The 18657-nt window shown below is 44.4% G+C and carries 20 protein-coding genes and 1 pseudogene (1 of these 21 cut by a window edge); 2 read left to right on the top strand and 19 right to left on the bottom strand.

Annotated elements, in window-relative coordinates; translation table 11 throughout:
* Positions 1 to 6: 6 nt before the first annotated feature.
* From EYO12_00415 to EYO12_00375, 9 genes are all read right to left on the bottom strand, one after another.
* Positions 7 to 1440 carry a glycine--tRNA ligase gene (locus tag EYO12_00415; GenBank protein ID HIA91564.1) on the bottom strand — a complete coding sequence of 478 codons (1434 nt, stop codon included), beginning with the start codon at positions 1438 to 1440 and terminating at the stop codon, positions 7 to 9.
* Between the two features lie 21 nt (positions 1441 to 1461).
* Positions 1462 to 2154 (bottom strand): DNA repair protein RecO, encoded by a 693-nt coding sequence (recO, locus tag EYO12_00410; GenBank protein ID HIA91563.1) that lies wholly within the window; start codon positions 2152 to 2154, stop codon positions 1462 to 1464.
* Entirely contained in the window at positions 2135 to 2554 is a 420-nt protein-coding gene (locus EYO12_00405; GenBank protein ID HIA91562.1) for a response regulator, read from the bottom strand. Before EYO12_00405 ends, recO begins: the two co-directional genes overlap by 20 nt.
* Positions 2533 to 3255 carry a HAMP domain-containing histidine kinase gene (locus EYO12_00400; protein HIA91561.1) on the bottom strand — a complete coding sequence of 241 codons (723 nt, stop codon included), beginning with the start codon at positions 3253 to 3255 and terminating at the stop codon, positions 2533 to 2535. The genes EYO12_00405 and EYO12_00400 overlap by 22 nt, the downstream gene beginning before the upstream one ends.
* A 70-nt stretch (positions 3256 to 3325) precedes the next feature.
* On the bottom strand, positions 3326 to 4012 hold the full coding sequence (locus tag EYO12_00395) for a hypothetical protein (protein HIA91560.1): 687 nt from the start codon (positions 4010 to 4012) through the stop codon (positions 3326 to 3328).
* A 29-nt stretch (positions 4013 to 4041) separates the two neighbouring features.
* The gene (locus tag EYO12_00390) at positions 4042 to 4536 is read right to left on the bottom strand and encodes a hypothetical protein (GenBank protein HIA91559.1); all 495 of its coding nucleotides are present in this window, start codon (positions 4534 to 4536) and stop codon (positions 4042 to 4044) included.
* A gap of 8 nt (positions 4537 to 4544) precedes the next feature.
* Complete coding sequence (gene xseB, locus EYO12_00385; GenBank protein HIA91558.1) at positions 4545 to 4718, bottom strand: exodeoxyribonuclease VII small subunit; 174 nt, start codon at positions 4716 to 4718, stop codon at positions 4545 to 4547.
* A 14-nt stretch (positions 4719 to 4732) separates the two neighbouring features.
* Positions 4733 to 5884, bottom strand: coding sequence for an exodeoxyribonuclease VII large subunit (gene xseA / locus EYO12_00380; GenBank protein ID HIA91557.1), 1152 nt, complete (start codon positions 5882 to 5884; stop codon positions 4733 to 4735).
* A 5-nt stretch (positions 5885 to 5889) separates the two neighbouring features.
* A complete protein-coding gene (locus EYO12_00375) occupies positions 5890 to 6987 on the bottom strand; it encodes a flippase-like domain-containing protein (GenBank protein HIA91556.1) in 1098 nt (365 codons plus the stop codon).
* Between the two features lie 39 nt (positions 6988 to 7026).
* On the opposite strand from EYO12_00375, the gene EYO12_00370 reads away from it, so the two are divergent.
* Positions 7027 to 8199 carry a hypothetical protein gene (locus EYO12_00370; GenBank protein ID HIA91555.1) on the top strand — a complete coding sequence of 391 codons (1173 nt, stop codon included), beginning with the start codon at positions 7027 to 7029 and terminating at the stop codon, positions 8197 to 8199.
* A gap of 13 nt (positions 8200 to 8212) precedes the next feature.
* A complete protein-coding gene (locus tag EYO12_00365) occupies positions 8213 to 8485 on the top strand; it encodes a 50S ribosomal protein L27 (GenBank protein ID HIA91554.1) in 273 nt (90 codons plus the stop codon).
* Positions 8486 to 8508: 23 nt separating this feature from the next.
* Here EYO12_00365 and EYO12_00360 read toward each other — a convergent pair whose 3' ends face one another.
* The 10 genes and pseudogenes from EYO12_00360 to EYO12_00315 all read right to left on the bottom strand — a co-directional run.
* Positions 8509 to 8880 (bottom strand): response regulator, encoded by a 372-nt coding sequence (locus EYO12_00360; GenBank protein HIA91553.1) that lies wholly within the window; start codon positions 8878 to 8880, stop codon positions 8509 to 8511.
* A 19-nt stretch (positions 8881 to 8899) separates the two neighbouring features.
* Positions 8900 to 10504 carry a CTP synthase gene (locus EYO12_00355; protein ID HIA91552.1) on the bottom strand — a complete coding sequence of 535 codons (1605 nt, stop codon included), beginning with the start codon at positions 10502 to 10504 and terminating at the stop codon, positions 8900 to 8902.
* 157 nt (positions 10505 to 10661) lie between these two features.
* Positions 10662 to 11954, bottom strand: coding sequence for a S41 family peptidase (locus EYO12_00350; protein HIA91551.1), 1293 nt, complete (start codon positions 11952 to 11954; stop codon positions 10662 to 10664).
* Positions 11921 to 13102 (bottom strand): hypothetical protein, encoded by a 1182-nt coding sequence (locus EYO12_00345; GenBank protein ID HIA91550.1) that lies wholly within the window; start codon positions 13100 to 13102, stop codon positions 11921 to 11923. Before EYO12_00345 ends, EYO12_00350 begins: the two co-directional genes overlap by 34 nt.
* Before the next feature lie 54 nt (positions 13103 to 13156).
* Entirely contained in the window at positions 13157 to 14083 is a 927-nt protein-coding gene (locus EYO12_00340; GenBank protein HIA91549.1) for an ABC transporter permease, read from the bottom strand.
* Positions 14080 to 14760: a cell division ATP-binding protein FtsE gene (ftsE, locus tag EYO12_00335; GenBank protein HIA91548.1), complete on the bottom strand. Its 681-nt coding sequence runs from the start codon at positions 14758 to 14760 to the stop codon at positions 14080 to 14082. The genes EYO12_00340 and ftsE overlap by 4 nt, the downstream gene beginning before the upstream one ends.
* A gap of 21 nt (positions 14761 to 14781) precedes the next feature.
* Positions 14782 to 15864, bottom strand: a complete 1083-nt coding sequence (locus tag EYO12_00330) for a peptide chain release factor 2 (protein HIA91547.1) — start codon at positions 15862 to 15864, stop codon at positions 14782 to 14784.
* 85 nt (positions 15865 to 15949) lie between these two features.
* Positions 15950 to 17227: a DUF11 domain-containing protein gene (locus EYO12_00325; GenBank protein ID HIA91546.1), complete on the bottom strand. Its 1278-nt coding sequence runs from the start codon at positions 17225 to 17227 to the stop codon at positions 15950 to 15952.
* A gap of 425 nt (positions 17228 to 17652) precedes the next feature.
* Positions 17653 to 18345: a hypothetical protein gene (locus tag EYO12_00320; protein ID HIA91545.1), complete on the bottom strand. Its 693-nt coding sequence runs from the start codon at positions 18343 to 18345 to the stop codon at positions 17653 to 17655.
* Positions 18237 to 18657 (bottom strand): annotated as a pseudogene (locus tag EYO12_00315) (hypothetical protein); it runs 917 nt beyond the window's last position. The gene EYO12_00320 and the pseudogene EYO12_00315 overlap by 109 nt, the downstream one beginning before the upstream one ends.

Genomic DNA, 18657 nt, shown 5'->3' with positions numbered 1-18657 from the left:
AAATTATTACAGTTCCTCAATTTTCACGCGTGTTTGTTCGGTCGTATCACGGTCGCGCACGGTGACTGTGTCGTCTTCAAGGGTGTCAAAGTCAATTACGACACAGGTTGGAGTACCAATCTCGTCCTGGCGTCGGTAACGTTTACCAATGTTGCCATTGTCGTCCCACATCACATTGCCATATTTTTCCTTCATCGCGCCAAACACTTCTTGAGCTTTTTTTACCAACTCTGGTTTGTTTTTAAGTAACGGGCTAACCGCCATTTTTACTGGAGCGAGGTGCTTGGGTAGTCGTAAGACAATTCGGTCATTTTCTGTGTCGTGCCAATAGGCGCTGGTAAGCACCGCCATAACTGCACGTTCCACGCCAAACGACGGCTCTAATACATGTGGCACAAAAGGTTCACTTTGGTCTTTAGGTCGGTATTGCATATTTTTACCACTCACCCGCTGAACATTGCTCAGATCAAAATCAGTACGATATGCAAATCCGGCTAGCTCGTCTTTTCCATGTGGATACTCAAACTCAAAATCAATCGTGCGCTTGCTGTAGTGGGCCAAGTCATTGTCTGGAACCTCTAGTTCGTGCAATTTATCCTGTGGCAATCCTAGCTTTTCAAAAAAACTTAGTATTTCTTTGCGCCACAACTCAAACTGCTCTTCCCAGTTATCTGGATGAACAAAATATTCAATTTCCATTTGCTCAAACTCTCGTGATCGAAACACAAAATCACGCGGAGAAATTTCATTTCTAAACGCCTTACCCTGCTGAGCAATTCCAAACGGAAAATTTGGGCTAAAGCTATCTACTATATTGCGATAATTCGTAAAAATCGCCTGAGCAGTTTCTGGTCGTAAATAAATAAGGTCTTTTTTGTTATAAGAAACAACCGAATCTTTGTTCAAGCCTCCCATTGTGACTATATTTGAATTAGCAGGTCCATCATTTACGACACCAGGCATCTCGTGCCTAGAGTTTGGTCCGATGAAAGTTTCAAACATCATATTAAAAGTGCGAGATTCACTCAACGGGTTGCCATCAGGGCTTTTAATGCCCTCGTTTGCAATTAGTTCATCTATTTGTTGCATCGTTAAGCCATCTGGATTGTGGCCGTTATCTTTTAAAATGTGGTCAGTCCTAAATCGTTTATGATTAACGGTGTCTTCACACAATGGGTCAACAAACGTATCGACATGACCACTGGCCTGCCAGGTTTTTTGGTTCATTAAGATTGCACCGTCAACACCGTACATATCGCTGCGATCTTCAACAAACGTCTTCCACCACAGGTTCATAATGTTCTTTTTAAGCTGCAACCCGAGCGGCCCATAGTCCCATGTACCAGCCAACCCGCCGTATATTTCGCTGCCTTGATAAATAAAGCCTCGGCGCTTACATAAACTGGTAATATCTTCTAGGGTTACATCTGTTTTGCTCATAAAATGTAGTATACACGCCAACTAGCCGAGTTGATAATTTGTAAATGCTTCAATGTCCGGCGACACTTTTTTAACAGCTTCTACCACCCCTTTGACATGATTTAATTGGCGAGGATCATACCTAAGCATTAAGCGAAGAGCTTTTATGGCGTCCTCAGAAAAAATAGCATAATCGGACTCACTCGGTATTAGTGCCCCCTGACTTGGCTGAAGCGCGTATGTAAGATCAGCCCCAAGCTCTACTCCATTTACATCGTGGGTAAGATTTAGCTGCTGGCCGAAATACGTTAATACCTGCACGTAAAACCACACCTGTACAAGATCAACGTCTACACCCTCGTTCAAGGCATATAGAGACTGTTCAACGACGGTAAATAACTCCGCAGCCTCACCATCTTCTACTTTTTTATTGATAAGCTTTAGCTGATCATAGGCAATATTGAGTGTCGTGAGGTCTTTTGGAATACGGTCGAATGTCTGCGTAGACCGAGCTGACGTAATTGTGTACATAGAGCGACCTGGCAATACGCCAAGCTCGCTAACACTTAGCAGCTCTATGCCGCCAGCCAACTTAGATTTAAGCTTTCGCACCCCTTTAGCGATGGCCGTAATTTTGCCTAGTTCCTTGGTTAGTACTACTAGAATACGGTCGGCCTCAGCATAGTCGGTTCGGCGTAGAATGATTCCTGCTACATTACGTCTGGTTGCCACCAATAACCTCGCTCAATGTGCGTATTAAGTCTTTTGGTTCGGTCTGCGTTTTATCACAATAGTTAACAACACCAAGATCGGCTAAATACTCGTCGCTGGCCTGTATTTCGTCACGGTTTTTTGCCGACAGAATAATCACCGGTATGGACTGCCAATCAGCGTAGGACTGAATGTGATGCAATATAGCTAAGCCATTATGCTCGGGCAAAAATAAATCAACAACTAAACACCGAATATCGTCATAAGTGTCGAGTATGTCTATTGCCTCTTGCGCAGTTGTAGCTGAATACACCCGGTAGCCGGCTTTTTCCATGGCCCGCTCGTATGTTCGTCTAATTTCGGGCTCGTCCTCAACATAGACAATCGACTTGTGGACATGCATTACCAGCGTGCTCCGTGCCATAGGTCAAGCTGCTCCATTAATGGGAGTTGTAACACAAAACAGCTACCGATACGCCGTGGTTGCAGATACAACTTGCCGCCGATTGACTCGGACAATTGTTTGCATATGTAGAGCCCCAGCCCAGTTGAGTCAGCCTGTTTGCTTAACGGCTGCTTAAGCTTGCCAAATTTTTTAAACAAAGCCGCCCATTCGCTTTTTGATATACCCGAACCATAGTCCCTAATGCGTATGTTCTGTCTATTGGTTTCTTTGGCAAAGCGGATTTCTATTGGCTGACCTTTGGCTGAATATTTTGCAGCGTTATCAATCAAGTTATACATAATCTGCTCTACATAATTTTCGTCAGAAAAGATTGGCTGCAGTGGGCGCTCGTATATTCTAAGCTGTTGTTGTTTCTGTTTTAATACAGGCTCTAACATCTGACCGACGTTATATGAAACTTGCACTAAATTCACTGGTTCATTTTTTATATGTGCTGCCCCGCTTCTTAGTTTTTCAACATCTAACAACGAATGGACTAATTTCAAACTGCGGTCAGAAATATGAGCGATTCGTGCCAAGTCATCCAAAAGCTCACTTTGGTCGTCAGAAGCATAAAGGGCTAAGTTTTTTATTGCAGTTAATGGGGATTTTAGCTCGTGAGCAGCAATAGCGATAAGCTCGTTTTCCAGCATATTTAACTGAAGTTCATCCGGCTGCATACAGCAACACACTCCCTCTCTTATTGGTTTATCTAAATTTTATCACTAAAGTTTTAGCTAAACACAAACGCTATGGAGAGAATTGTAGTGAATCAAGAATAGATTCGAAGGTATCTTGGTGTGTGTCAGACTCTGTTCGCAAAATAAGCGTACGGTCTCGCAATGGCAGCAGCACTATACTGCCGGTTAGATCATTATCGATCTGACCATTCAAGCGCACACCGTCGACTCCAGAATACGTCACCGGATTAGCGGTTAACTCTCCGCGCTCAACATCATTATCATAGGTACCCAGCTCTTGCGAGTACGGATCATCAACAACCTGAATCTTTAAGGCAAAAGCTTTAACGGAGTTGCTAATAGCGTTGGGGTGAAAGGTTGCGTCCAGTCGAGTATTGCCGGAGTCATTCTCGTTAATTGACGCACTCCATGTTTTAGGGTAGTCAAATGTAATGCTACCAAGCACATCAGAACCAACATAGGTTGTTGTGTCGCTGTTAAGTCGATCTTCAAACTCTTCTCGTAGCTCAGTTTCCCGAGCGTTCACTGCTGCTAATGCCGCTGCATCAAGGTCGCTGTCATAATTAGCTTGCAGTGAACTGCGTTCACTAAACTGCCATATAAACAGCCCGAGAAAAATCACAGCTAAGGCCGAGGACATAAAGGCCACGATCAGAGCGGTGTTGTGTTTCTTGCCGCCTATCGGTGGCAGCTGTTGTTGTGGTGGCTGAAATGGTTGATTAAACTGAGGTTCCATATGTACTGCTTATGGTATATCAAAGTTGGTTAATCAACAATATCCTGATTCAGTTTAAAAAACCAAAACGGCTGTTGATTTTCTAGTATTTCCATGTCGGTTTCTTTGGCTGGCGCAAACCCATAGCTAATAATTAGCCCTGTTGGTCGCTTTGCAACCAAGCGAGCTAGGTTTGATTTTGAACCGAACATATAGACAACGCTACACTTTTTAAGATCAGCTTGCTGCCATAAGCCGTATCGCATACGGGTGTTTGGTATGCCGCGGCAATACCACCACCCAACAAGAAACACTATTGGATTTAGCTCGTAACCGACAGCTTTAAAGCCATGTTGTGCCGCAGCCCGCACCAACCGTCCATCGCCCGCTCCACAGTCTAAAAACGTTTTTTGTTCATTTGTGCCTATAGAATCCGGTAACCTATCGAACAATTTTTTTATATCGGCTTTGTGGGTGGGTACATATGGTGCGCCGGCCCACGCTAGGAGCAAGCTAATTAGTGCTAGTCCTACAAGCCAGATCATATTTGGATTTAGGAACTAATCTTTTTGATTTTTTGCTCGGCGCTGCTCAGCCTTTTTTTCAGCTCACTCGACAACACCACCCCTCGCTCGAACTTCTCTACTGCCGCTTCTAAATCAACGTTGTCAGACTCAAACCAGGCAACTATTTGCTCAAGCTCCTCGGCTAATTCACTAAAATTCATCGTATCGACTTTTTTCATAGAATCTTCGCTTTCTTAGTTGCATCTTTCAGCACTAAATGTATTACGTCGTCTGTGTTAAGGTCTTTTGCCTTAGTGACTATTGTATCTCCCCGCTTAACCATTGCATAGCCTTGGCGCAAAATATTGTGTGGATCCAACTGGTGTAAAACACGAGTCAGTCCACCAACCCTATTCTCATTAACACGCAGTGCTGTTTGAACACCGGCGAAAAGCTGATTATCGAGCGTCTCAAGTTTGTGAGAAATCTTTGCTGAGCTGCGTATTGCGGATTGTTCAAATAAGCCGATTAGATCTTTTGTATGGGTAAACCGTAATTCCAGCCCAGAATGTAAATCGCGCAAAGACCGATCAACAAGCAAATCGAATTGCTCCATATCAGGTGTAATAATTTGTGCAGCATCAGTCGGAGTTGAAGCACTTTTGTCTGCAGCTAGTTGAGACAATGCAATGTCAGCTTCATGGCCAACACCCACTACAACTGGCACTCTACTGGCGGCGACTGCACGTACAACTGGCTCACTGCTAAAAGCTAGTAAATCTTCGCTACTGCCACCACCGCGAACTACCGCAATTACATCGACGTCAGTTTGATTTAAGGCATTTAGACTGGCCGTTATTTGCTTTGGTGCTTCATCCCCTTGAACTAAGCTGTGAGCAAACACAATTGTAGCCAGCGGCCAGCGTTGTTTTGTTATTTTTAAAAAATCTTTATAGCCATCCGCCTGTTCAGAACTGACAACACCAATCTTCATTGGATAAGCCGGCAATGGGCGTTTACGATCCACGTCAAATAGGCCTTCAGCCTCTAGTTTAGATTTTAGTAGCTGCAAAGACTTTAATATCGATCCTTGCCCTACAGGCTTAATAGCACTAATACTAACGCTAAATTTGCCCCATTTGGCGCTTAATCGAGGGTTGCCGGCAACCACCACCTCCATGCCGTCTTGTAGCGGAGTCTGAATCTGCCAGACACTCCCGAAACACTCAATAATCGAATTATTATCCTTAAGCCGAAAACTCACCCATTTTCCGGCGCGAACTTGATAGTTGGACACCTCACCTTGAATTCGGACAAATGGTAGTGCCGCTTCAAGTATTTGATTTGCAACAGCAGCAAACTGACTGACAGTATAAATATTTTCCATATTATTTAGGTAGACTTAGCGGTTTTAGGTGGTTTTAAAATTTGGTTGTAATAGTAAAAGCCAATCGATGTAAATAAATATTTTGCCAAAACTCGATACAAAAGCGCCCCCGAAAGTGCAACTTCCTTCTCTACACCAGCCAAGGAAAGCATAACAACCATTACGGTTTCATGTACACCAACATCACCAGGGATAACCGATATGACACCAGCCACATTCGCAACTGCAAAGGTAACCATAATAATGCCAGGGTTGATTGTTGCGCCAACAGCCAAATACGAAAAATACACCACAAGAACTTCGAATGTCGTGCTTAGAATCATAAACGCTGCAGGTGCAAGCAAATGCTTCCTGTTACTACGTAATTTTTGGAAGCTTTTATGGAAGTCCTTGGTAGTTCGTCGAATGGATTGTTCGCCAAAAATCGGCTTACCGCTTCTGAACTTACGGCCAACCCAGTCAATTACCCTTCCCATGGACCCAACTGTTTTGTCTACGCGTGATTCCTTAGAAATAATGTAGAAAACTGCAAAAATCAGAATTGTTGAACCGACAACTAAACTAGTGATGAGTGTGCGGCCGGTGAAGTTAATGCCCACCAGCATAAATCCTTCGTTCAAGAATTTAGTAGTAAGTGAATCACTGCCAAATCTTAAAAATAAAAATGCACCAGCTAAAACAAAAAAGTAACTAATATAGGCAAAAATATAGCGCCCGAAGTGTGAAAACGTCGCTAGACCTGCAGGTATCTTTTTACGGGTTTTATCGACACCATACAAAAAATAAGTCGTGCCGCTAAGCCCCCCTGACGGGAGAATTTGATTAACAAAGTTAAGTGCAAACACTAATTTGTATAGCTGTTTAATGCTGGTTTTTTTATTGAACGCTTTGAAAAAATAATGGTAATAATTAGCAATACAAAGATAGCTGAGAGCAAATGAACTAGGCACCAGCAAGAATATAGCTAAATTTGTATCTGCCAGCTGTTTAATAGCGCCAACTACAACTTCAACATTGAAAAAAATAAGGGCTGCGAATATTGCACCAGCTACTAGTGTTAAAAGTCGTCTCGGTGTCCAGTATTTACGACTAAATATCTGCATCTCTTATGTGATTATACCTGTTTGGTTTAGAATGTGCCCATGTACTTGTACCAAACAGGGCGACAACAAGAGTTAAGTATCGCCGAAATCGAAGCACTAGCACCTAGCTCATCGCTAAAAATAGTTGATGATCAATTTGTTGCTGTTGACCAAGCAATTCGACTTAAGCATATGGGCGGTTCGCTGAAGCAAGCGTTCATCCTCGACGAGTTGGCTGACAGTTCAACGGCATCTATAAAACGACGTATTTTAAGCATTGATCCAACCCACCTGTTCGCTGCTGAAGATAAAAAATATAACTTCGGAATAAGCTGCTATGGTCTTGAAATAGCCGACAATGACATTAATGGAATAGCGCTGGAGTTGAAAAAGAAATTAAAAAAATTAGATACACCACGCAAATTACGTGTCGTTCCAACCAAAAACCAAGCTCTTTCTAACGCCCAAGTTCAACACAATAAATTATTTGACAGAAATAAGGGCGCGGAACTTGTTCTGGTAAAAGGCCGAGACGGAATTATATATCTTGCGGTAACCACCGACACCCAAAACTTAGACAATTACACTGCCCGGGACATGCAGCGCCCAAACACCGACACCTTTGTTGGGATGCTTCCAATAAAACTTGCTCAAATGCTAATCAATCTAGCTAAGGCCAGTCCTGAGAAGAAAGGCTATGTACTCGACCCGTTCTGTGGGCTTGGAACAGTTATTCAAGAATGCGCCTACGCAGGCATAGCAGCCTACGGCACCGATATATCACCAGAGATGGTGCGAGCTTCAGAAGAAAATCTGCAGTGGTTCACAGAATTAAAAAACGTACCCGCAAACTATACAATAGAAACCGGCGACGCTACCTCCCACACCTGGTCAGAGCCAATCCAAGCCGTAGCAACAGAAATGTTTTTAGGTGAGCCATTAAAATCACTTCCCTCTCCAGAAAAAGTCCACGAATTAAATACCCAAAGCAATCAACTATTAACCAAGTTTTTAGCAAACATACACGGTCAAATTGCAGTTGGTACGGTGCTGGCAATCGCCACTCCAGCGTGGAGAATTCACAACTCTTTTAGCTCTGTCATATCTGTTGACGAGCTACAGCAACTGGGGTATACTTATGCGAGTTTTCAGCACGTAGACTCTACTGACCTGGTGTACATACGAGACAACCAACAAACTGGTCGGAGAATCATGGTGTTAATCAAGAAATAGGAGTCATCACAAGATGAGTAAAAATAAAGCAGGCGGCACAAGTAAAAACCTCAATGACTCACCCGGTCAAAGGCTTGGCGTTAAGCGTTACGGCGGTGAAGTTGTAGGCGCTGGCGAAGTATTAGTACGACAACGTGGTAGCAGCAAAGTTGCTGGCCCTGGAACTGATTACGGTCGCGATTACACTATTTACGCAACTAAACCAGGTACGGTCAGCTACCGCAGCATAAAAGTAAAACGCTTTACGGGCAAATCAGCTCCGCGAACTGAAGTTAGCGTCGTTTAAGGTTACTTTAATCTAAAAAACACCTAAACTTTTAGGTGTTTTTTGATTTTCTCAACGACGTCAGCAATAACAACCTGCGACTTAATTAGATAGTCGTCAGCATGAAGCTCCTGTGCTCGTTCAATATCCTTGGCTTGGGAAAGAGCGGTGAGCATAATAACTTTAGCATTTGTGGTTTCTGGTGTGTTTCTTAAGATGTCTAAAACGTCAAAGCCGTTTATTTTTGGCATCATTACGTCGAGTAAGATTAAATCGGGCTTAAATTCGATTGCAGCCGAAAGCGCATCCTCGCCGTTTGGGACATGTTTTACGCTAAAGCCTTCTGCTTCAAGTCGTTGCTGATATACCGTAGAAAGACCTTGATCGTCTTCAACCAGTAGTATTTTGTGTGCCATTAGTATTTTTCCTTTTTATTTAATGTAGCTTACGCTTACTTGCCTGTATTAAACCATAAAATAGTGGGTGTGGTCTAGTCGGCCGGCTTTTGAATTCTGGGTGGAACTGCGTAGCTACGAAATACGGGTGCAGCTTTTTGTCTAGCTCAATAATTTCGACAAGCTGATTGTCTGGCGATGCTCCAGCAATTACCAAGCCATGTTCTGCTAATTGCTCTCTGTAGGCATTATTAAACTCAAACCGGTGGCGATGTCGTTCTTTAATAGATTTTTCACCATACAAGCGTCTGGAGTGGGTGTTTTTAGCCAATACACATTCGTAATCCCCAAGGCGCATTGTGCCGCCTTTGTGTGTGATAGTCTTTTGGTGTTCCATAAGGTGAATAACTGGGTGATCACATTGCGGATCAACTTCCTCAGAAGCAACGCTGCCTTTGAGGTGTTTTCTTGCGTGAGCCACAACTGCAATTTGCATACCTAAACACAATCCTAAATATGGAATATTATTATCGATCGCATAATGTGCTGCGATGATTTTTCCTTCGATCCCCCGTTCACCAAACCCACCAGGCACAACAATCGCATCGAGTGACTGTAGCATGGTAGTTTTGTTCTTGGTAGTTAAGGTTTCAGCATTTATCCATTCGATAGAAATTCCAATGTCGTTTGCCCAGGCAGCGGACTTTAAGGCTTCGAAGACACTCATATAGGTGTCTTCATTGTCCATGTATTTAGCTATCACGCCGACCGACAGCTTTTTGGTGTATTGTTTAGTGGCTCGCTCAATGAGCTTATCCCACTCTTTTAGGTCAGGTTTTGAAGCCTTGAGCTTTAACTTCTTTAAAATATAGTCGCTTGTACCGCTTGACTCTAAGACACGCGGTACCTGATACACACTCTTCGCGTTTGGCAATAAGACTATTCCAGATTCTTCTACGCCGGTATGTATGCTTAGTTTTGCTTTTATCGAGGGTGGTGCAGCCGCTTCGCTGCGAACAGCTAAAACATCTGGGAAAATACCGATTGAACGGAGCGTTCGCACTGCATTTTGTGCCGGCTTAGTTTTAAACTCACCACTCGCCCCAAGGTATGGAACATAAACAACATGTACGAATATGCAATTTTCGCGTCCCACAGCATTAGAAAATTCCCGTATTGCTTCTATCCATGCCAAACCTTCGATGTCACCAACCGTGCCGCCAATTTCTGCGATATGAACTTGATGCCCCTTGGCAGCATTCGCAACGTACTCTTGCATGGCATTAGTAACATGCGGCACAACCTGTACGGTCTTACCTAAATATTTTCCAGCCCGTTCATCTTCGATTACTTTGCGCAGCACTCGCCCGCTCATCACAGAACTGTTGGTATCGAGTTCGATGTCCAAAAACCGTTCGTAATGACCAAGGTCAAGGTCGGTCTCTGCGCCATCATATGTTACAAATGTCTCACCATGCTCAGCCGGGTTTAGTGTGCCGGCATCGACATTCAAATACTGATCAAGTTTTTGAATATTAACAGATATATCCCGGGCTTTTAGTACTCGCCCGATTGAAGCCGCAGTTATACCCTTACCAAGACCACTCAATACACCGCCAGTAACAAAAATATATTTTGTTTTCATAGTAGTGTTGATTTTTTAGGGCTTTGAAGAGGCTTTGACTTTGTTTGAAATTGTTCGCTGTAAGCAAACATTAAAAGTTAAACCCTTCCTTTCTTCGCTCCATAATACCGACCGAATGGAGTTTGGTCTAGCGAAACGCCACTGATTCTTTTAAATCTTAATTATTAAGTAGAGATTTTGCGGCATCAAGCTGAGGATCTCGGTCAGCATTAAAGTCATCGAGTGTAAGTTCAACCTGCTCATCAGGTGTAACACCTTCTTGATCAATGTTTTTGCCATTCGGCGTAAACCAGCGTGCAATTGTTACTTTTAGCTGTCCGCCATCACTCAGGTTCTCAAGGCTTTGAACACTGCCCTTACCAAAACTTTGTTCACCCAGTATTGTTGCTGCTCCGTAATCTTGCAACGCGCCAGCCACGATCTCGCTCGCACTGGCACTGCCGCCATCAATTAGAACGACTGTCTCAACGCCCAGTAGCGGGCCGGTAGAACCAGATCGTAAAACCGCCCCTTGTTCGCCCTTTTGCTCAACGACTGGTTGATTGTTCAGCCACAGCCCAGCAATATCAACGCTGGCGTCCAAAAAGCCGCCCGAATTCCCGCGTAGGTCTAAAATAATTTTTTGTATGTCTTGGTCGACAAAATCAGAAACGATCGCATTTACATCACGCACTGCATCTTCACCAAACGTATTAAGGTCTATGTAGCCAATACCGCCGTCGAGAATTTCGCCTTCGGCATTCGGGACAGAAATAATATCACGGGTGATGGTAACGTCGAACGGCTCCCCTGACCCGCGGTAAATATTTAAAACAACGTCAGTACCTTTTTCGCCCCTAATCTTAGCGACTGCCTCTTCGACCGTAATTCCGGTGGTGTCTTCTGAGTTGATTTCCAATATTAAGTCCTGCGGTCGTAAACCAGCATTTTGAGCTGGTGTTCCCTCGAGCGGAGCCACAACCTGCAGTTGATCATTCTTAACGGCAATTTCTGCACCAATCCCTGAAAATTCACCGTTTAGGCTTTCGCTAAAGGCCTGGGCAGCTTCTTCATCAAGATAGACCGTATATGGGTCTTCTGTAGCACGAGCAATCCCATCCTTTAACGACTCTATCAGTTGCTCTTCGGTTAAATCGCCAAAATAGTTTGCTCGCAAAACATCGTAGACCTTCTCGACTTCTGAATAATTTAAATCGTCGGGCAAACTACTGTTCGAACTCGACGACGACGTTACTTGTTCAGCGATCTTAGCCGCAAAAAATGTGTCTTTACTAAGTACGCCAACGACAAACGCTACAGCAGCGCTGATAATAGCGATCCCTATCACACTTATAAGTGGTACTTTTTTATCCAACGGTCCTCCAATTCCTTTATAACATGTCAAACGATCAAAAATTTTACTACTACGCCGCTCGATTAGTATATGCGCGGGTCGTAGTTCCTGCTGCAACCACTCAGGCGTGAATCACCTCTAGTATCTAGGTGAACGTACCTACTTATTAGCCCGTCATCATGCAGAATTTCAATAGTATAGTTATTGTACTTAGGATTCGTGTAATATACACACCCATTTGTTATGATCTCCCCATTAGCGACTGCAACTGCTGGAATACCTTTTGCATACTGCGTGCCAATATCGATACCATCATGTGCCGCACCCTTAAATGACTGTGTGACACGCGTCCTGGCTGGCACAGGCCAGGTGTAACCCCTGCTTGAAATAATTAATTCAGGATCGAGCCTAGTTGTCCCTGAAACAATTTCAAAGTGCAAATGTTCACTTGTCGAATATCCGGTATTACCGACGTAACCGATAAAATCACCCGCTTGAACTCTACCTAAACTAACGAGCGTACCGTTTCGTTGTGCTGCTGCAATTTCTGCCAATCTCCTATTTAAGGCTTTGTCCGCTTCTTTTTTATCTTTTTCAAGCTCTCCTGCTCTAGCTTTGTATTCCGCTTCCTTACCTCTGTATTCCTTCAAGAGGGTTTCTTTAGATGCTTTAATGTCAGATTGTTGTTTTTTCTGGTCTTTTTGAGTTACTAATAAAGCTTCTTGTTGTGAATGTTGTTTCTCTAGCTCAGCTTCTAATCGGGCGACTTCTTGGGACGAGGTTAAAATACTTTCGCGAAGCTGATCTAAGTAGTCTTTTTGATTAAAAAATTCAGCAAAACTGTCTGAACTTGCTATCAACTCAATTGTCGTTACTTCACCAGTCTTATAATGCTCTCGAATCGAAATTGCTAGAGTGTCCTTTTGCCGCTCTAGCTCTATACGAGTTTCTTCTAGCTCTTGCTCTAGGTCTTTTAGCCGCAAATTGGTTAGTTCGATCTGTTTTTCAATCTCTGCAATCTGATCATCAAGTTCGTCGATTGCTTCTTGGAGTGTTTCGGCTTGAGCATGAAAATGGTCAGCTTCTTTTTCTGACTGAGCAATCTCTTGCTCAAGTTTAGAAATTTGGCTCTCAAGTTCATCAACACTTTGGGCAGTTGTTATGTAGGGTGCGAACACAGTAAAAGACCCAACAAGAAGTGTTGTAATCAGTAGTGCGGCAGATAGTGTTTTTATTTTTGCAGACGCAAATTCGCGAATGTTCATAGATACCCTCTTATTTTATACTTGTTACGCTTATGCGTCAATTATTGTCATCTGTTATTTCTTGGAATGTAGTCGGAGATAGCGGGACATTGCAAGCAAAGAAGATACTACACCAATAAGTACCCCGCCGGCAATAGTGCTGGTGCTTATGAGCCAGACCCGTTCACTAAACAGTTCAGCAGTTGGCAAAATAGTGATAAATCCATTCTCGCCCGAAGCACTCAAGCGGTTCATTACCGAATACACCAAGCTGAGGCTGATAACACCGGACAGCAGTCCATATATGCCGGCCTCAACCAAAAACGGCCCGCGTATAAAATTATTTGTCGAGCCGATTAACTTCATAATCTGTATTTCGTTGCTTCTGGTGAAAATTGCTAACCGTATAGTGTTAAAGATGACCAATACCGATATAAGCGCAAATACCCCTGCCGCTAATAATCCTGCGGTGATAATAAAATCCTGCAAGTTACCAACTCGGCTGGCTCGTTCCAGCCGCTCTGAATTAAAGTCGTCTATGACGTCGCTGTAAAGATCGCTGTTAATTAAATTCAGTAAATTTTGATTTTGGCTTAGTTGAGTTAGCTCTACTTCAAACGATGCCTGCAATGGATTTTCATCCAAAAATTCCGTAGCTATTGCCAGACCAGTGTCGGCATTGTCGCGTAAGTAATTTTCAAGTGCTTGGTCTTTACTAGTAAAAAAGACGTTGGTGACGTCAGGGCTCATCTGTAGATCGTTTTGGAACTCCAGACGTTGTTCTTCGGTAATGTCATCGGTCAAAAAGATCGAAATCGTAATATCTTCTGCCGCCTGCTGCAAGGTGTCTTTAGTGGCGTTGTTTATAGCAAAAGTCGACAAAATAATAACCAGTGTAACTACCATTATCGCGGTTGCTGCCATTGAAAGCCATAAATTGCGAGCAAAGTTTTTTATGCCTGTCCTAAACACTCGACCGATCGAAATAAACAGTCGAATCATACTTTGTACATCCCTACTGCTTGGTCGGTAGAGATTCGACCATTTTTAATGGTAACAACGCGGCGTTTTAAGGTATTAACAATTTCAACGTTATGAGTTGTGAGCAAGACTGTTGTGCCGTGTTTGTTGATCTTAAGCAGCAAGTTAATAATGTCCCAGGCGTGTTTAGGGTCTAAGTTGCCAGTTGGTTCGTCGGCAATTAATATCTTTGGTTGTCGCACAACTGCCCGAGCAATTGCAACTCGTTGACGCTCACCGCCAGACAGCTGGTTTGGAAAGGCGTTTTCTTTACCTTCTAGTCCCACCAACTTAATAACTTTTGGCACGTTATGTTTAATGCGCGAGCTTGGAATACCCACGATCTCAAGCGCAAATGCTACGTTTTCGTACACAGTTTTACCTGGTAATAATTTAAAATCTTGAAACACCGTACCAATACGGCGTCGTAAATACGGAATGTCTCGCTTTTTCAAGGTATCGTAATCAATACCATTAACAATAATTTTGCCGCTGGTCTGCTCTTCTTCTCTGGTTAACAGCTTCATTAACGTCGATTTTCCGGCACCACTCGTACCGACAACACACACAAATTCTTTCGCTTCAATATGTAAATTAATGCGACTAAGGGCTGTGTGGTCTTTTCCGTAAACTTTGCTTACACGATCAAGTAAAATCACCTCAATAGTTTAGCATAAGTTCTAAGCTTCGGAACCCACTTTCCAGTTTAAATAACTGTCCACAAAGTCAGCGATATCACCATCAAGAACAGCACTGGCATCAGTCGTTTCGTGTTTGGTGCGGGTATCTTTTACTAATGTGTATGGATGAAGCACGTAATTTCTAATTTGATTACCCCAGGCCGCTTGCACGTCTGGGCCGCGTACTTCACTGATTTTTTCAGCATGTTGCTCGGCTGCCAGCTGCGCTAATTTAGACCGCACAATTTTCATAGCCGTTTGCTTATTTTGTAACTGCGACCGTTCATTTTGAATCGCCACTACAATCCCCGTTGGTTCGTGAGTAATTCGCACCGCAGAGTCAGTCGTATTAACACTTTGCCCACCTTTGCCGCCCGAGCGATACACGTCAATCTTTAGGTCATTGTCGTCAATCTCCACCTCGTCTGGTTCATCAATCTGCGGAGTTACTTCCACCAGCGCAAAACTAGTTTGTCGCAAGTTATCTGAATTAAACGGACTGAGTCGGACTAATCTGTGCACGCCATGTTCGCTCTGTAGCTTGCCGTAAGCGTATGGGCCGGTTATAGCTAGTTGCACTCGTTTTATTCCAGCTTCGTCACCAGCACTTCTTTCAATAACTTCTGTTTTAAAACCAGCTTTTTCGAAAAAACGTAGATACATACGCTCCAGCATTTCCGCCCAATCCATTGCGTCGGTTCCACCGGTGCCAGCATGGATGGCCATAAGTGCATCGTAGTCGTCATATTTACCAGACAGTTTTAAGGCAAACGCTAACTGGTCGTAGGTTTTTTTAATAGCGGTGTATTCTTGTTTTATTTCGGTGTGTAGTGCCGCATCGTCCATGGTGCTTAGCTCAGCGATCTCGTCAATTTTCGAGGCTACTTCAAGCCACGGCTGCAGCTTTGCTTTAATTTTGGCGTGTTGTTTAGTGATTTTCTTAGCTCGCTCTTGATCGTTCCAAAAGTCAGGCTCAGCCATATGCTGCTCGAGTTCGCTTAGCTGCGCACTCAAACTATCGCTGTCGATTCGCGCTAAAGCGTCCTGTATGTCGCGTTGTAGTTGGGTGATCTGTTCATTCATCTATTGATCAAGTATATGTTCTATCCCCTAAAACACAAAAGACCCCGATGTTAGTCGAGGTCTTTGTTTGGTGAGGTGCGCTCTATTACTTAGTTAAAAGTGTTTCGGCAAGCTTGCGGCGTGAGCTTACAAATATGTTTGCACCTTGGGCGAGAACACCAGTACCAGCTGCGGCAGCAATCATGCTACCTGCACCAGTGTTTGGTAGTTCTTCAGGATTTTCTTCAGGTGTTTCTTCTGGCGGTGTTTCACCAGGTTCACACTCTACTCGAATATCAGTTTTAGCAGTGTTAACAAAAGTATTCATGCCTGCAGGACGTACAAGACCAACGTTTGTTATCTCGTAATCGCCACATTTTTCAAATACTTCAACATCGTCAACTTGTGCTTGGAACATTACGTACCCAACTGCACCTGGACCAAAACTTGCAACGTACTCGCTGGTGTCGAATCCACCACGAGTTATCAAGTCTTTATCGTCTTCGATAACTTTTTCGATTAACTCATCGGTGTCACCGTCGCCATCTACATCGTCAACGTCTTTCATGCTGTACATAAATCGAGTCGAACCTTCAACATAGCTAAGGTATTTTGGTAAGTTATCACCAACAATTACACCTTCAAGTGGAACATTACCTTCATTCGCAAAACGAATTTGGTATTCAAGCAATGCACCTGGCTTAGCAGCATTGTGTGTCTGCCAACCAGTTAAGCCAGCTTCACGCACAGTTTTGTTAATGCTCACTTCCTGAGCTTTAACACGTGCTAAGACAGTAATAGTAGACTCAAACCCAAAACACGGCTTGTAGTCAGTTTCGATCACCGCACCGTTAGGTTTGGTTACTACTTCATCGGTTATCACCTCTGTTGTGTAACATTTAGCTGGTGCGCCAGCTGGGTCATTGCCTGTGTCACAAACACTTGGGTCAGTAGCTGCACCGGTGTTGTGTCGCCATTCAACGGTACCAGGAATAAATTCAAGATACGCGTTCTCAAGGCTTAATGTTACATCTACCGATGTGTTTACTGTGTTCGCATTGTCTGCACCTACAGTGGCAGAGATTGTCTGATTAACCCCTTTATCGGTTGGTATGTTGATTTTCGCAGTTAATTTCTCAGCGTTTAAACCAGAATCTGCGTCTTCCATGTTGTGGTACCACAGTTGAACCTTAACAACGTCGTCAACTTTTGCGTTAACGCTGTCAGAGTAACTTGTGTCACCTTGGGTTTGGTTTGCAACTCCTAGGTCGCTTTCTAAACGAACAGCTGGAGCTTGCGCAACAACACTAAGCGGAATAGCAAATGCAAAAAATAATGCAAAAACTATAGACGCCAAGCGATTAGAGCTTGTAAAAATACTCATATTGCTTCCTTTCAAAATTAGTAAATAATTATAAATTTTTGTTAAGCGGTCAGTTTGTTAAAGAGCCTCTGTTTCAGGTTCGTTTGTCGTTTTAGTCAAATCACTGCAAATAAATTCAAGGTGTGTCCGGGGGAGGTTGCAAGGCGCCATGTTACGGCTGTCTTATATGCAATTAATCCTCTACCCCGGAAAACACTTACTTCTTCTAACCTTGAAGAACATTTCCAACTTCACTGCTGCTTAGCTTCCTCGGCAATCAAGGAAACAAAGTCTTATGCTCTTTTCACTCGCACTGGGTGCGATCGCGGGTAGACACGATTTGTGTCCGCTATACTCATCCAATTGTAGGATGGATAGTTTAAACTCGCGTGAAAGTTGGCCAGTTCTTATACTTTGCGCTAACTAAAGTTAGCGCGTGCTACTGGTTAAGTAGCAACGACGGGTGCTTCAACCACAGGGGCCGGAGCGGGTGTCGGAACAGGCGGTGCCTCAACGACGGGTGCTTCAACCACAGGGGCCGGAGCGGGTGTCGGAACAGGCGGTGCCTCAACGACGGGAGTCGGAGCGGGAGCGGATGCTGCCTCAACGACGGGAGTCGTGGTGTCAACAGTCACGTCAACCACCGGGGTGGTTTCGCGGGGTTCGACTACCACCGTAGCGTCGACAACTTCTGCAGCCACCAGAGCGGCACCAGTAGTGTCGTTCTCATTGGCGGCAAGAATGCCGTCTTCGACCACAGGCTGGATAGGCTGGCTAGAGCCACTAGTAGACTGAGTTTCCTCGGCCTCCTCAGCGGCGTCATCGGACTCCAGCTCGTCTGCATCTGCCGGAGGGGTTGCCTCATCAGCATTTGCAGTCTGCGTAGATCCAAAGCCGCCAGGGTCACCAGCTGCATCATCATCACCCGTACCAGCAGGATCGGTAGTTACACCATCCTCGGTACCGGGCGAAGGAGCGGCTTCCGGGTCGTGATCGGGGTTGTCCTGAGCATCGTCGCCAGGCTCTTCCGTCACACTCTCGTCACCGCCGCCAATGGCGACATCGCCGTCCAGCGAGTCCTCGATCTCGGTTCCAGCGTCAGACGCTTCGTCCTCGAGATCAAAGTCCTCCTCGGCCACAGGGCCACCCTGAGCGTCGTCATTATCTTCAGCGCTGTCTTCCTCGTAACCCTCGGTCGGGTCGCTCGTCTGGACAGGCTGCTGGTCTCCACCCGCGTCGGAAGTTCCGCAGAACTCTTCTTCAAAGATGGGGTTGCCATCATCGTCGAAGCACTTCGGCTCTTCCGCGTCATCGCAGGAACCATCGTCCTGAACGTTGAGCGGGACCTCGACATCTTCGACGCCATCTTGGCAGACGAAGTGTGTCTCGGGCTCATCGTCATCGCAGGAACCATCGTCCTGAACGTTGAGCGGGACCTCGACATCTTCGAC

Source organism: Candidatus Saccharibacteria bacterium (assembly GCA_012965045.1).
Taxonomy (GTDB): domain Bacteria; phylum Patescibacteriota; class Saccharimonadia; order Saccharimonadales; family DTSZ01; genus DTSZ01.
Note: the sequence above shows the minus strand (reverse complement) of the source record. Positions and strands in the feature narration are given on the sequence as shown.

Excerpts from the sequence above, each read along its gene's own strand:
- EYO12_00355 (HIA91552.1), bottom strand. The coding sequence starts at position 10,504 with ATGAAAACAAAATATATTTTTGTTACTGGCGGTGTATTGAGTGGTCTT.
- EYO12_00365 (HIA91554.1), top strand. The coding sequence starts at position 8,213 with ATGAGTAAAAATAAAGCAGGCGGCACAAGTAAAAACCTCAATGACTCA.
- xseA (HIA91557.1), bottom strand. The coding sequence starts at position 5,884 with ATGGAAAATATTTATACTGTCAGTCAGTTTGCTGCTGTTGCAAATCAA.
- EYO12_00330 (HIA91547.1), bottom strand. The coding sequence starts at position 15,864 with ATGAATGAACAGATCACCCAACTACAACGCGACATACAGGACGCTTTA.
- EYO12_00325 (HIA91546.1), bottom strand. The coding sequence starts at position 17,227 with ATGAGTATTTTTACAAGCTCTAATCGCTTGGCGTCTATAGTTTTTGCA.
- EYO12_00375 (HIA91556.1), bottom strand. The coding sequence starts at position 6,987 with ATGCAGATATTTAGTCGTAAATACTGGACACCGAGACGACTTTTAACA.
- EYO12_00360 (HIA91553.1), bottom strand. The coding sequence starts at position 8,880 with ATGGCACACAAAATACTACTGGTTGAAGACGATCAAGGTCTTTCTACG.
- EYO12_00400 (HIA91561.1), bottom strand. The coding sequence starts at position 3,255 with ATGCAGCCGGATGAACTTCAGTTAAATATGCTGGAAAACGAGCTTATC.
- EYO12_00395 (HIA91560.1), bottom strand. The coding sequence starts at position 4,012 with ATGGAACCTCAGTTTAATCAACCATTTCAGCCACCACAACAACAGCTG.
- EYO12_00405 (HIA91562.1), bottom strand. The coding sequence starts at position 2,554 with ATGGCACGGAGCACGCTGGTAATGCATGTCCACAAGTCGATTGTCTAT.
- EYO12_00390 (HIA91559.1), bottom strand. The coding sequence starts at position 4,536 with ATGATCTGGCTTGTAGGACTAGCACTAATTAGCTTGCTCCTAGCGTGG.
- EYO12_00340 (HIA91549.1), bottom strand. The coding sequence starts at position 14,083 with ATGATTCGACTGTTTATTTCGATCGGTCGAGTGTTTAGGACAGGCATA.
- EYO12_00345 (HIA91550.1), bottom strand. The coding sequence starts at position 13,102 with ATGAACATTCGCGAATTTGCGTCTGCAAAAATAAAAACACTATCTGCC.
- EYO12_00415 (HIA91564.1), bottom strand. The coding sequence starts at position 1,440 with ATGAGCAAAACAGATGTAACCCTAGAAGATATTACCAGTTTATGTAAG.
- EYO12_00370 (HIA91555.1), top strand. The coding sequence starts at position 7,027 with ATGTACTTGTACCAAACAGGGCGACAACAAGAGTTAAGTATCGCCGAA.
- xseB (HIA91558.1), bottom strand. The coding sequence starts at position 4,718 with ATGAATTTTAGTGAATTAGCCGAGGAGCTTGAGCAAATAGTTGCCTGG.